This window comes from Marinobacter zhejiangensis (assembly GCF_900114775.1).
In the GTDB taxonomy this organism is placed as follows: Bacteria; Pseudomonadota; Gammaproteobacteria; order Pseudomonadales; family Oleiphilaceae; genus Marinobacter; species Marinobacter zhejiangensis.
In genome coordinates this window covers 500061-513039 of the sequence record NZ_FOUE01000003.1, presented here as the reverse complement: position 1 = coordinate 513039, position 12979 = coordinate 500061, and the positions used below count along the sequence as shown (strand labels likewise).

Genomic DNA, 12979 nt, shown 5'->3' with positions numbered 1-12979 from the left:
GCCCCTACTGAAGCAATGTCGTCGCCAAACGAAACACCAGGGCCCTGCAGAGCATTTCCCCACATCATCGGCCAGGTAGTCGAAGACCGGTGTATATGCCCCCGATCCGCAATCTTTTGTATGGCAGAACGCGCACGAACATCCCCAGGCTCTAACCAGGGCGCGGCCTCAAGTGATGCGGTGTACGCTAAGCATATCAGGCAAACCAATGCCCCGCTGACCGAAACTCGGTGATCTGAGGTCATAAAATCCTTATATGTAAAAGGCAAAACCAAGCCATGGACACATATGCCCAGCAAGCAGCGCCTAGTAACCACCGTGAACGAGACCAAACAGGAAGCCTGGCCCAAAAACGTGAGGGTTCATTTCAAATTTGTGACGTAATTCTACGCGAGCAGAGGTTGCAGGCAAGTGACAAACGCTGGGACTGGCATCAGGACAACAGCATAGACACAGAATAACGCCAAAAGGTCTAGGAGCGCTCGAGAAGCCAGGCACTAACAAGCGCTGCCTTCCGATACAGGCCTGTCAAAAACCTATTTCCATTACTCTATCTAAAAACGCCTGCATAGCCTGACCACTCGCAGCGTTATCCGTATCCGAGTTGCCCAACCAAACAAGCACTTCGTTTTTACTGTTTATCATTACTACGCCAGCAGACCCTGGCATATAGCCCTCCTTGACATATACAACCGAGCCTACTGCAGACTGATACGCATAGAATGCCCTGCCGTAACAACTCCTGATCAACCCGGGATCACACTCTGTGACCCTCTCATCCACAAAGCCCTCATAGCTTTCCGATAAGATATCGCGCATTAAAGTCGCATATGACGATGCGTTCCCAACCATTCCTGCCGTTGACGATATCGCATAATGATCAAAGTTCTCCGGGATCGATTCGCCATGAAAGTCGTTAAAACGATAATCCCTGTCTACCAACCCGGCCCCATCACCAGAATCAACAAACGATATTCCCCGAGCACTCAGCCCAAATATCTGGTCTATAGACGTTCGGTAATCACCACCCATTTCTTTGGCGATAACCTCACCAAGTATGCAATACCCCAAGTTTGAATATCTGAACTCGCCCTTTAACTCATCGTTGATCACAAAGTTTTCAGCCTGCGACATTGAATACGGGCACCAAGGTTTGCCTTTACCGACAAAAACCTCTCCCCGAATGCCTGAAATATGCCTCATGAATTCATCCAGAGTAGCCTCTCCTGCCCCGCCTCCTTCATCACGAGACTCCAAACCGGAAAAATAGCTCACAACATCCATGTCTGGAGAAAGACCAGTGTTCTTCAGCAGGTAGTGCACAGCTGCCGATGTGATGGGCTTCGTCAAACTTCCGTAGCGAAACCGCGAATCCTGCTCCACCCGTTCTGAAAGAAAGTCATTTTGCCACCCACTTTCACAGTGAAACATCTCACCAGCATCGTTAATGAAAGCAACTTGGGTAGATAGGGCTTTTAGCTCCCACACTCCGAGCTTGGCCACACTTTCAAGCCAAGCCGGGGAGCCCGCGCTACACCGCAAACCAATACTGGACACCGAAGCCTGAAGAGGATAAATCGCCCTCATTACGCCACGCGGATCGGTGATCCAAAAGTGGGCAGCTAAAGCTAATGGAAGAAGAATAAAAACGGTAAGAACTATCAGTGATAAATTTTTTTTAATCACACCCTTAACCCAATGCCCTGCCACTGAAATACCCTAAAGCCCACAATCCAAACGCCCCTGAACCCAAATCCTAGGGTAGAGTTTCCCTGAGGCCAATTCCAAGCAAGTACCCCGCCTATCCTCAGATATAATATGCAGCTTATAGCTGAGAAAACTTGCATGCCCCCAAATACAAAACAAGATTATCAATATAAGCCGAGTCGGCAGCCCACGAATAGGCCTCTCTTTCTGAGATAAATGCGCAGGAAATCTCAATGCCGAATAAGCCCCAAAGGCGAGAATTAAAGCCATGGAACTAAAAGAGCCAATATGTGCTCCAGAAAACTGGGCATTTACAAAGCCGGCTATTACTGCCCACACCACCGGAATCATTACCTTAGCAGAGGGCGACTCCCCCTTTGGATTGCGTCGTGACTGTTGAATAAGAAAACTGAAAAACAATACTCCCCCTGCGACGACCAACGCCCCCCACTCAGCCATTAATGTAAAAAAAACGTTATGAGGGGAGGCATGGGCTAGGCGTCCATCTGCAGCAAACATCATTCCCCCAATACCAAAAGGGAAAGAGTCAACAAAGTAACGCCAAGACAAGGACCAAAGCTCCCACCGCCCACTGGAAGAGGTTATATCTCGAACCCACCCATCCGCCTCCAACACTGGAACCAAAAGGTAGATCAATGAACTCACAAACAGAACTGATAGAGCTCCCGCTAGCGCAACAAGACCCGAGCGCCCATACCTCAGCGCAACCCAACCAACACCAACTCCCAAGGCCAACAGCGCCGCCCTGGCCTCTGTTAACACCAAAACCCACACCCAGAACACGTTGACCAGCCACACTAGGAACACTCTTCCAACACCTGGGCTACCAGTCAACGCAAGACAAGATAGTGGGATAAAAATAACTGCAAGATTCGCGTACGTTCGTATATTTGTGAACGCGGGGGTCGCTGTAAGTTTATTTGAAAAAGGTGATGCAATTAGAACTTCAACAAAACTTCGAAAAGAAAAAAGCAGCATAGCAATAACAACTGCTCCTCCTAAAAGCCTCCAATGAACCAAGGCCGCCTTCTGGAGAGACAGAAATATTATCCACCCCCCCCCCAGAAGCATCAGCAAATACTCAAGATCCAACAAGGCCCAAACCGGAAAACGGGCTCCAATCAAACTTCCTACAATCCCCACAATGGTCATCATGCTTGCGACAACCAACAGGCCTGCATTCGAATTTGAAAAGCGAGGTGAGTTACTTATAGCCGAGTCAGAACAAAGGACTGCAAGAAGAGCAATGAACAGGGAAAAACCAAACAAACCAAGCTGGACGATACGCTGTGCGTTATGTGCATCGATATTAAGCAACTGCGCCAACTGGAACAACGAAACACCAACTACCAAACACCAAAGATGAGGGACAAAACAAAAAAGCCTCTCCATTACTGAAGAGACTTTTTTGTCAACCGCCCGAAGAATCATTCTCACGCATTCCAGGGTCGATTAAAAAGCGGACAAATATTGCTTAGCCGCCTGAAGCTCCAGCACCAGCCTCAGTCGCACAACCAGTCGGACGGAAAGCTGTCTCAACAGTAGTGGAGCAGGCCCAAGAACCATCAGTGTCACGGGTCCAAGTCAGAGTTTCACCTGCAACAGCCGCAGAAGCATTTCCACCGAATTGAGCTTCAATGGAGCTTTCTTCTGTATTGTCTTCCGCCAAAATTACCGTCAGACCAGTCTGAAGACCAGCAACAGTAGTAGCACCGATCAAATTGCTATTTGTCCAGCCCAGCTCACACTCACCAGCGGCAGTCAGACCATCCAGCAGACAGGTTTCGATAACAGTTTTCAGTGCACCGGTTTCCTGCATAACGCGGGTAACCTGGGACTTAGATACGTAGTTCTGGTACTGAGGAATAGCAACGGCAGCCAGGATACCAATGATCGCTACAACGATCATCAATTCAATCAGAGTAAAACCTTGTTGAACTTTTTTCATGCTTCATCTCCGCATATTTTTTTCAGTCACGCCCCAGTAAAGAGCGGCCTGGCAGGACTATAGCACCGACCATGCCAATTGCAAAAAATTATAAAATATCGCTTTAATTTCATTATGTTAAACCAATCAGACCAAAACCAAGCCTGCCAGCACCCATCCATACAGCTGCCCCCCAAGGTCACCCAGTGACACTTTTCGTCACCCCTAAAACGTTAAAAATCCCATTTCCTGGCACCAATCCAAGTACGCCTTTCCAAACGCCTTGGGGCCTACTAAACTGACCCCTATAATTTGAATCCGGCATTCAGTCACTTAGGACACTTTCTTCAACACTTATGTCTACCAACAAAAAGAGCATTGCCCTCACAGGCTTGGCCCGGCGCTTTGTCGAAGACAAATTACTGGACGAAGAAACCGCTAAAGACGCATTTATCCAGGCGTCAAACAACAAGATCCCGCTCATTTCCTATCTGGTTCAGAACAGCCTGGCAGACAGTAAGGGATTGGCCTTCGCAGCGGCCATGGAGTTCGGGGTTTCGGTTATCGACTTATCGGCCTTTTTGCCCGAGATGCTTCCGGAAAAGCTGGTTGACGAAAAGCTGATCCGAAAACACAACGCGCTTCCGCTTTATAAGCGCGGTAATCGGCTGTTTATTGCTGTCTCGGACCCAACAAACATTCAGGCGCTTGATGAGATCAAGTTCAACACCGGCTTGAGCACAGATGCCATACTGGCTGACGAAACCCAGCTTCATGCCGCGATCGACCGCTACCTAGAAGCCCAGGACACCACCATGGGCGACCTTGACGATGCAGACCTGGAAGGCGTTGAGACCGAAGGCGGGGAACAGGAAGACGAATCCGTGGGCGCCGCGGATCTTGATGACGCACCTATCGTCAAGTACGTTAACAAGATGCTGTTGGACGCCATTCGTACCGGCGCTTCAGATATTCACTTCGAGCCTTATGAAAAGGTCTACCGGGTCCGGTACCGTACTGACGGTATTTTGAAGGAAGTTTCCAAACCCTCGATCAAGCTGGCACCCAAGATTGCCGCTCGCGTGAAGATCATGTCTCAATTGGACATTTCCGAGCGCCGGGTTCCCCAGGATGGCCGGATCAAAATGAAGTTGTCCAAAACCAAGGCCATCGACTTCCGGGTCAATACCCTTCCCACCCTGTGGGGCGAAAAGATCGTTCTCCGGATACTGGATCCCAGCCAAGCCAAGCTCGGCATCGACGTGCTTGGCTATGAGCAAGACCAGAAACAGATGTATCTGGACGCGCTGGAGCAACCCCAGGGCATGATATTGGTTACCGGCCCCACCGGCTCCGGCAAAACCGTATCCCTCTACACCGGCTTGAACATTCTCAACACCCAAGAGCGCAATATCTCGACAGCGGAAGACCCGGCGGAAATCAACCTGGAAGGCATTAACCAGGTCAACGTCAACACCAGGGTGGGGCTAGGTTTTGCTGAAGCGCTTCGGGCGTTCCTGCGCCAAGACCCAGACATCATCATGGTGGGTGAAATCCGGGACCTTGAAACGGCAAACATTGCTATCAAGGCCGCGCAAACCGGCCACCTGGTGCTCTCTACGCTGCACACCAATAGCGCAGCTGAAACGCTGACCCGGATGATGAACATGGGGGTTCCCGCGTTCAACATTGCAACGTCAGTGAGCCTGATCATTGCCCAACGGCTCGGCCGCAGGCTATGCGGTGCGTGCAAAGAGGCTGCCGACATCCCCAGCGACGTGCTTTTGACCGAAGGGTTCACACAGGAACAAATTGATACAGGCTTCACGTTGTACCGCCCCAAGGGCTGTGATAAATGCAATGGTGGATACAAAGGCCGCGTCGGGATTTACGAGGTGGTTAAGATTACCGATGAGCTGGCCAACATGATTATGGAAGAGGCCAGTTCGATCCAAATTGCAAAGCAGGCCCAGAAGGAAGGTTTCCGTAATCTTCGGCAGTCAGCTCTTTTGAAAGTCATTGAGGGTGTGACCAGCCTTGAAGAAGCCAACCGGGTGACGAAGGATTAAACATGGTAGAAAAAGCGCAACAGCTTCAGGCATTTGTCTGGGAAGGCAAAGACCGTAAGGGAAATAAGTCCAAGGGCGAAATTACAGGCACAAACCTGGCTTTAGTCAAGGCCCAGCTGCGCAAGCAGGGGATTACCCCAGATAAAGTAAAAAAGAAGTCCAAGCCATTGTTTGGTGGTAGTAAAAAAATCACGCCTTTCGACATTGCCATGTTTACCCGGCAAATGGCGACCATGATGAAGGCTGGCGTCCCTCTTGTTCAAAGCTTCGATATTGTTACTGACGGTTTGGAAAACAAAGGCCTGAAAGAGCTGGTTGGGGCGATTCGCAACGATGTAGCAGCGGGAACAAGCTTTGCCAGCGCCTTACGCAAGCACCCAAAGCATTTCGACGACCTCTACTGCAACTTGGTGGATTCCGGTGAAAAGGCCGGCGCCTTGGAACAACTGCTCGACCGTATTGCCTCCTACCTTGAAAAAACAGAGCGACTGAAGAAAAAAGTCAAAAAGGCCATGACTTACCCAATCGCAGTGGTTGTGGTAGCGATAGTGGTAACCGCCATTCTTCTGGTTAAAGTTGTGCCCCAGTTTGAAAGCCTGTTCCAGGGGTTTGGCGCAGAGCTTCCTGTATTTACTCAGTTCATCATAAGAATATCTGAGTGGTTGCAAGCATGGTGGTTCATCGTTCTACTCGGTATCGCGGCAACAATCTTTGCATTTAAAGAGGCCAAAGTTCGCTCGTCAAAGTTCTCGGACGCCGTTGACAAGTATATGTTGAAGCTCCCGATCATTGGGGAGATACTTGACAAATCAGCCGTTGCCAAGTTTGGCCGCGTTCTTTCTACGACCTTTGCATCAGGCGTACCCTTGGTCGACGCACTAGACTCAGTGGCCGGCGCTACCGGGAACGCGGTCTACAGGGATGGCATTCAGAAGATCAAACAGGATGTCTCTGGCGGAACCCAGCTGCAGGCCTCAATGAGAGAGTCCGGAATTTTTCCTGCCATGGCCATTCAGCTCACAGCCATCGGCGAAGAGTCTGGAAACCTGGACGAAATGCTGGAAAAAGTTGCTGACCACTACGAAAACGTCGTAGACGACATGGTCGACAACCTGACCGCGCTCATGGAACCCATGATCATGGCGGTACTCGGCGTTCTCGTCGGTGGCCTGATCGTTGGTATGTACCTCCCAATCTTCCAAATGGGCCAAGTCGTCGGTTAAATCCATGCCAGATCTATCCATCTTCACGAGCAGCCCCTGGCTGCTCTATTTCATTGTAGTCTTCGTATCTCTCTGCATCGGCAGCTTTCTGAACGTCGTCATCTTTCGCCTCCCGAAGATGATGGAGCAGGATTGGCTTTGTCAGTGCGAGGAGTTTTTGGAAGTCCCAGAGAAGCAGCGCGCATCGGCGCAGAAGATCACCCTCTCTACACCCAATAGCACCTGCCCGTCCTGCGGACACGAAATAAAGCCTTGGGAGAACATCCCGGTGATCAGCTACCTCATGCTTGGCGGCAAGTGCTCATCCTGCAAAACGCGGATATCACCTCGTTACCCCATCATTGAGGCGCTCACCGCGCTGTTTTCTGTCTTTACCGTTTGGCTCCTTGGCCCGACGGAAGCCGCCTTGTGGTCCCTGGTGCTGGTGTGGACGCTGGTTGCACTCACCATGATTGACCTGGATACCCAGCTGTTACCCGACAGCATGACGCTGCCATTAATGTGGCTTGGGCTGATCCTAAGCTATTTTGGCGTGATGGGTGATTTCAACAGCGCCTTCTGGGGTGCCATTGCCGGCTACCTGTCACTCTGGTCGGTCTATTGGCTGTTCAAACTGGTGACTGGCAAAGAGGGTATGGGCCATGGCGACTTCAAATTGCTGGCCGCCCTCGGAGCATGGCTTGGCTGGCAAATGCTTCCCGTCATTATCCTGCTGTCGTCAGTGGTGGGCGCGGTGGTAGGTATCTGCCTGATGGTATTCCGTCAGCATGGCCGTGAAACTCCCATTCCCTTTGGCCCTTACCTGGCCGGAGCCGGCCTGCTAGCGCTGTGGTTTGGCGAGCAGCTCCAGGCCTGGTGGCTGGGATATCTGGGCGTTTGAGCATGCACACCAACAGGGAGTTTGGTTGATGACCGCCATTATTGGGTTGACCGGTGGTATTGGCAGCGGCAAATCCACTGTCGCACGCCTGTTTGGAGAACTCGGGGTTCACTGGGTTGATGCGGATGATGTTGCCCGTCAGGTCGTTGAACCTGGCACACCGGCTTTAGCGCAGATCCACCAGCACTTCGGGGACGAGGTCATCACCAGCGAGGGCGAGCTCGACCGGGCAGCCCTCAGGACCATTGTGTTTCGGGATCCGGATCAAAGGGGATGGCTTGAGCGCCTCCTGCACCCGCTTATCCGCCAGGAACTTCAGCGCCAACTGACTCCTTCTGACAATGACCTTCCCTACACCATGCTGGTGTCCCCGCTGCTTCTAGAAACAGACCAACAGGCGCTGGTGAAAAAGGTCGTTGTCGTCGATGTGCCGGTAGAAACCCAGGTTGAGAGAACCATGCAACGGGATAACAACGACCGATCGCAGGTTGAACGGATCATCGCCGCCCAGATTCCACGCGAAGAACGTCTTACCAAAGCCGATGAAGTTATCGATAATAGGGCTCCACTCGACGATGTGAAGCAGCAGGTTGAAGCCATACACAAGAAATTCCTGGTGGCATTTGGAAAGGGTTAAGCGTTCTCATATCGCCCTTTGCGCTTTCCTGCTCACAACTCCGGCACCCAGTCTGGCCGACACGACAGCAACCGAAAGTGTAGAAACAACAAGACCTCTGTTCCCCGGCGGCGCACTGCCGCCAAACATCTACACGTTTACGCCGGATGAACACTGGCAGGAGCCAGACGATTCCTACTGGCTGCAGTTCTCCAACTGGGTCATTGCCAGCCAGAGGGCCAACTCCGAATTCGTCGAAAAGTTTGGCGAATGGGCCGACCGCACCCTGTCAGGCAGCCCCCAGGCGCTGCCAAGCAATGCAAGCTACCTGCGAGTGGGCTTTGCGACAGCCTCTGAATATGGAGATCCGTTCAAGTTCGAGCCTGAAGGTCGCTTTCGCCTGGACATCCCCACCGTCAAGGAGAAGCTCCGCCTGATTATCGAAAGCGAGAGTGATGAACTGATTCCCCTCGCAGAACGACGACGTAGCCGCCAGCTTCCTTCAGACGCCCGCACCGACAACGAACCCACCGGCGCACTCCGATTCATCTCCGAGATTGGTGACGCCATTAATCTCAACAACGACATTGGTATTCGCCTGCGCCTGCCGCTGGACGCCTTCTGGCGTGCGACCGCCCGCAAACAATGGCAACTGGACGCCGACTGGAAGCTCGAAGCCCAACAACGCGTGTTCTACTATCACCAGACCGGCTGGGGCGAAAGCACCTGGCTGGGGATTGGTCGAGACATCGGTCGTGGCTGGCTATTCCTGGCGTCATCGGAACTGGAGTGGGTACACAGTGACCGCGAGTTCGAAGCATCCCAGGTTTTCAACTTCTATAAGGATCTGAACAACCGCTCGTCACTCAATCCCAGGGTTGGGGTCGTTGGCGAAAGCCAGCCAAGTTGGCGCACCACCAGTTACTTTGCGGATGTCACCTACCGCTACCGCCTGTATGATGACTGGCTGTTCGGTGAGGTCATCCCCGCCTTTGATTTCCCCAGGGACAAGAGCTTCAAAGATCAGGCCTCCCTGGTTCTGCGTATCGAAATGTATTTATCAGGTAACCTCAGCCAATGAGCCGACACCCCTCCAAGCCAGCCGCAGAGGCGCTTACGCTCACGCCAGTTGCCATCACCCGCTCCTGCTTTCGCGACAAGTTCGGTGTTCCAAGGCAGCCTGGCTTGACTCGCCATGCCTGGGCAGATTTGGTGATTCAACCTCCTTTTGACCGGGAGGATGCGTTTCGCGGCCTCGAATCCTGCAGTCACCTCTGGCTGACCTTCCAGTTTCACGAGGCGATTCGCGCCGAGTGGCGGCCTGTTGTTCGGCCTCCGAGGCTGGGGGGAAACCGGAAAATGGGCGTCTTTGCGAGCCGTTCGCCGTTTCGGCCCAACAGTCTCGGGTTGTCGGTTGTGAGTAATCAGGGGTTGCGGCGGGAGGATGGCCGCTTGCTACTGAGGGTACGCGACCACGACCTGATCGACGGTACTCCCATACTGGATATCAAACCTTACCTCCCCTTCGCGGACTCGGTACCGGACGCCCATATTGGATGGGCAGACGAGCCGCCCACTGAACGGCTTCCGGTTGTGTTCAGTGACGTTGCCGAGCGGCAACTCGCGGCCATGGATGCCCACCGCTACCCCGACTTCAGGGCGCTCATCGAAGACGTCGTCAGCTATGATCCCCGCCCCTCATTTCGCCGGGGCCGTAACGAAGAACGAGTCTACGGAGCACATCTGTATGACTTTAACGTTCGCTTCAGGTTCGTCACAGACCACCAGGATCAGGACACTGCCAGCCAACAAAACACCACCGCGAATGGTGTCGAGGTTCTGACGGTCTGTTAAACTCCCGAACGTACCTAAAAAGCCCTTATTCAGGGCCGAATTAAACATCCCACAGGGAACTTGTGCTTTGCCACTGACCAGCTTGCTGAAAAAGATGGGGGTTCGCCCACTCGCGGCTCGATTGCTCGTCTATGTGCTGCTATTCAGCGTGGCCCTGTCCCTGATTGCTACCAGCCTGCAGATGGTCGGGGAGCTTGAAAGTCGGACCAAAGAACTGCAACTGGCCCAGAAAAAGGCCGCTGACCTTATTTCCGGCACCCTCTCCACCAACATCTGGCTGCTCAATTACAGCGAAGTGGCCAACGCCACTGACGACATCATGACCCTGCCAGATATCGCTCATGTTGAAGTGGCCGTGGCCGACGGAGAGCTATTCAGTGCGGGAAAGCGCCCGGCGGGCCGGGTCATTACCCAGTCCTTCCCCCTGGTTTACAACCGTACTCATCTGGGTCAACCCCAGAATCTGGGCACCCTGTCACTGACTTCATCAGTTGAACTCGTTTATCAGCAAATGATTGAACGGGCGTTGCTTACCCTGCTCTTCCAGTCCTTTGTAGTCATGCTGGGCACCCTCGGCCTGCTGCTGATCGTTCGGCTAACGCTGTCCAGGCACCTCGAAGCCATGTCCCGATACGCTGCCCGGCTCAACCTGGACGCTCTGATTGAACCTCTCCAGCTCAAACGCAAGCCGCCAAGACAGCCGGATGAGCTCAGCGAAATGGAGCAGGCCCTGAACACGATGCGTGAGCAGCTTCTGGAAGAGACCCGGAACCTGCGCCAGAGCAGCATCCAATCTCAGGATGAGCGAGATGAAGCAATCAAAGCCAACCACGCCAAGAATCAGTTCCTTGCCAACGTCAGTCACGAGCTCCGCACGCCTCTGCAATCGGTCCTGGGGTACGCCAGCCTGCTCGCTGATACCCGGCTTGACCAGGAACAGCTGGAATACGTCCAGACACTCCAGAGTGCCTCAGAAAACCTCTCAGCCATTCTGAATGACCTGCTCGACATCTCGAGCATCGAAGCCGGTAAGCTGGTTCTCGAACCGATCCCCTTTGACCTTAGGGAAACCCTGAACGATCTGGTCCACATGCTCGGCACCCGCGCCCGAGAAAAAGGTCTGGCGCTGGAACTTCGCGTCGACGAGGAACTGCCTTTCGCCCTGGAAGGAGACCCGGTTCGCATCCGGCAGATCCTGCTTAACCTGACCTCAAACGCCATTAAGTTTACCGATTCCGGCCACGTGCTCATCAGCATTGAGGTCCTTGGCCGGCAGGACGACCGCGTACGCCTCAGACTGGCGGTCGAAGACACCGGCGTTGGCATTAATCCTGAAGACCTGCCGCTGGTCTACGAGCCCTATGTGCAGCTGGGCCAGCGCTTCCAGCGCCAGTCTCCCGGTGCAGGTCTTGGCCTGGCCATCTGTCGGCAACTGGTCAACCTGATGAATGGCTCGCTGGACGTGGAGAGTCAGCCGGGTGAAGGAACCACCTTCTGGGTAGAGTTGACCCTGCCGATGGCACCAGACGGAGCAACCCGGATCAGGCCGGACACCCGTATGGTGAACGGGCGCCGGATTCTGGTGGTGGATTCCTATGAGCTTTCCCGAAAGATCACTCTTGAAATGCTATCCCGTCACGAGATAGACATCGAAGCCGTCAAATCCGCTGGGGAAGCCCTGACCAGCCTGCGATTGGCGGCAGACAGCCATCAGCCATTCGACGCCGTCATTCTGGATGGCTTTGTGCCGGATATGGACAGCGACCTCCTGTGCCGCCAGATTCGCAGCAACCCTGACTGGACCCGAACCCGCCTGCTGATCCTGTCGTCCAACCCGCAGCGCGGGGATGCCGAACATTTCCGCCAGGCCGGCGCCGATGCTTTCTTGAGTAAATCCCTGAGGGAATCCTGCCTGAGCCCCATCTTGCACCAACTGTTCGTCGACGCGGACCAGGACAAACGACGGTTCCTGACTCGCTTCTCCCTGCAAACCGTGCACACCACGTCAAGACAGCAAAGTCTTCCCTGTGGTCGGATGCGGGTGCTGCTGGTTGAGGACAACCCGGTCAACCGCACACTGACCCGGCGGCTGCTGGAAAAGCTCGGCTGCGACGTCATGACCGCCAATGATGGCGAGGCCGCGGCCAGTCTTTGGATGTGGCACCCATTTGATATCATTTTTATGGACTGCGTCATGCCGAAAGTGGACGGGTTTGAAGCAACCCGGCGGCTCCGGCAATGGGAAGTGGCGGAAGGCCGGACGCCCATTCCGGTGGTGGCACTCACCGCTAGCGCCATGGAGCAGGACGAAGAGCGTTGTCGGCGTGCAGGGATGAACGTCTTTGTTGCCAAACCCGTCAACATTGAAATGCTAAGAGCTGTACTTGAACAATTTTGTAAGGCGGTTTCCTGAATGCAAGTAGAATGCCCCACCTGTAAAAAATCCCTGGAATGGGACGAAGCCAACCCCTATCGCCCCTTCTGCTCCGAGCGGTGCAAGCTGATCGACCTTGGCGCCTGGGCGAATGAAGAATACCGGGTTCCAGCAGAGAACGTTGACCCATCGGATCTCGACCAGGGCGGGCACAACGAAACCCACCACTGATGACTTACCCGATTGTAAGTTGAGCTCCCCCTGCCGCACGGCTACCATGGGCGCCAACAGATTCTACGATCCCAGCC

Annotated in this window: 11 protein-coding genes; 8 read left to right on the top strand and 3 right to left on the bottom strand. The window is 53.6% G+C overall.

Annotated elements, in window-relative coordinates; genetic code table 11:
* Positions 1-528: 528 nt before the first annotated feature.
* Genes BMZ67_RS12245 through BMZ67_RS12235 form a run of 3 tightly spaced genes read right to left on the bottom strand, consistent with a single transcriptional unit; the run spans position 529 to position 3676 of the window.
* Positions 529-1686, bottom strand: a complete 1158-nt coding sequence (locus tag BMZ67_RS12245) for a serine hydrolase domain-containing protein (protein WP_139214370.1) — start codon at positions 1684-1686, stop codon at positions 529-531.
* A 33-nt stretch (positions 1687-1719) separates the two neighbouring features.
* Positions 1720-3159 (bottom strand): O-antigen ligase family protein, encoded by a 1440-nt coding sequence (locus BMZ67_RS12240; RefSeq protein ID WP_092022996.1) that lies wholly within the window; start codon positions 3157-3159, stop codon positions 1720-1722.
* 43 nt (positions 3160-3202) lie between these two features.
* Positions 3203-3676, bottom strand: coding sequence for a pilin (locus BMZ67_RS12235; RefSeq protein WP_092022994.1), 474 nt, complete (start codon positions 3674-3676; stop codon positions 3203-3205).
* 335 nt (positions 3677-4011) lie between these two features.
* Here BMZ67_RS12235 and pilB point away from each other — a divergent pair, with 335 nt between their 5' ends.
* The 8 genes from pilB (at position 4012) to yacG (ending at position 12902) form a co-directional block, all read left to right on the top strand.
* A complete protein-coding gene (gene pilB / locus BMZ67_RS12230) occupies positions 4012-5724 on the top strand; it encodes a type IV-A pilus assembly ATPase PilB (protein ID WP_092022992.1) in 1713 nt (570 codons plus the stop codon).
* A gap of 2 nt (positions 5725-5726) precedes the next feature.
* The gene (locus tag BMZ67_RS12225; protein WP_092022990.1) at positions 5727-6947 is read left to right on the top strand and encodes a type II secretion system F family protein; all 1221 of its coding nucleotides are present in this window, start codon (positions 5727-5729) and stop codon (positions 6945-6947) included.
* A gap of 4 nt (positions 6948-6951) precedes the next feature.
* Positions 6952-7827, top strand: a complete 876-nt coding sequence (locus BMZ67_RS12220; RefSeq protein ID WP_092022988.1) for a prepilin peptidase — start codon at positions 6952-6954, stop codon at positions 7825-7827.
* 28 nt (positions 7828-7855) lie between these two features.
* Positions 7856-8464 carry a dephospho-CoA kinase gene (gene coaE / locus BMZ67_RS12215; protein WP_092022986.1) on the top strand — a complete coding sequence of 203 codons (609 nt, stop codon included), beginning with the start codon at positions 7856-7858 and terminating at the stop codon, positions 8462-8464.
* Entirely contained in the window at positions 8451-9524 is a 1074-nt protein-coding gene (locus BMZ67_RS12210) for a hypothetical protein (protein ID WP_342713447.1), read from the top strand. Before coaE ends, BMZ67_RS12210 begins: the two co-directional genes overlap by 14 nt.
* Positions 9521-10297: a tRNA (N6-threonylcarbamoyladenosine(37)-N6)-methyltransferase TrmO gene (gene tsaA, locus BMZ67_RS12205; protein ID WP_092022984.1), complete on the top strand. Its 777-nt coding sequence runs from the start codon at positions 9521-9523 to the stop codon at positions 10295-10297. Before BMZ67_RS12210 ends, tsaA begins: the two co-directional genes overlap by 4 nt.
* A gap of 94 nt (positions 10298-10391) precedes the next feature.
* Positions 10392-12710, top strand: coding sequence for a response regulator (locus BMZ67_RS12200; protein ID WP_092023281.1), 2319 nt, complete (start codon positions 10392-10394; stop codon positions 12708-12710).
* Positions 12711-12902 (top strand): DNA gyrase inhibitor YacG, encoded by a 192-nt coding sequence (yacG, locus tag BMZ67_RS12195; protein WP_092022982.1) that lies wholly within the window; start codon positions 12711-12713, stop codon positions 12900-12902. It begins immediately after the preceding gene.
* Positions 12903-12979: the final 77 nt, after the last annotated feature.

What these genes read in the sequence shown, in the direction of transcription:
- BMZ67_RS12240 (WP_092022996.1), bottom strand. Translation starts at nt 3,159, where the DNA reads ATGATTCTTCGGGCGGTTGACAAAAAAGTCTCTTCAGTAATGGAGAGG.
- BMZ67_RS12235 (WP_092022994.1), bottom strand. Translation starts at nt 3,676, where the DNA reads ATGAAAAAAGTTCAACAAGGTTTTACTCTGATTGAATTGATGATCGTT.
- pilB (WP_092022992.1), top strand. Translation starts at nt 4,012, where the DNA reads ATGTCTACCAACAAAAAGAGCATTGCCCTCACAGGCTTGGCCCGGCGC.
- BMZ67_RS12225 (WP_092022990.1), top strand. Translation starts at nt 5,727, where the DNA reads ATGGTAGAAAAAGCGCAACAGCTTCAGGCATTTGTCTGGGAAGGCAAA.
- BMZ67_RS12220 (WP_092022988.1), top strand. Translation starts at nt 6,952, where the DNA reads ATGCCAGATCTATCCATCTTCACGAGCAGCCCCTGGCTGCTCTATTTC.
- coaE (WP_092022986.1), top strand. Translation starts at nt 7,856, where the DNA reads ATGACCGCCATTATTGGGTTGACCGGTGGTATTGGCAGCGGCAAATCC.
- tsaA (WP_092022984.1), top strand. Translation starts at nt 9,521, where the DNA reads ATGAGCCGACACCCCTCCAAGCCAGCCGCAGAGGCGCTTACGCTCACG.
- BMZ67_RS12200 (WP_092023281.1), top strand. Translation starts at nt 10,392, where the DNA reads ATGGGGGTTCGCCCACTCGCGGCTCGATTGCTCGTCTATGTGCTGCTA.
- yacG (WP_092022982.1), top strand. Translation starts at nt 12,711, where the DNA reads ATGCAAGTAGAATGCCCCACCTGTAAAAAATCCCTGGAATGGGACGAA.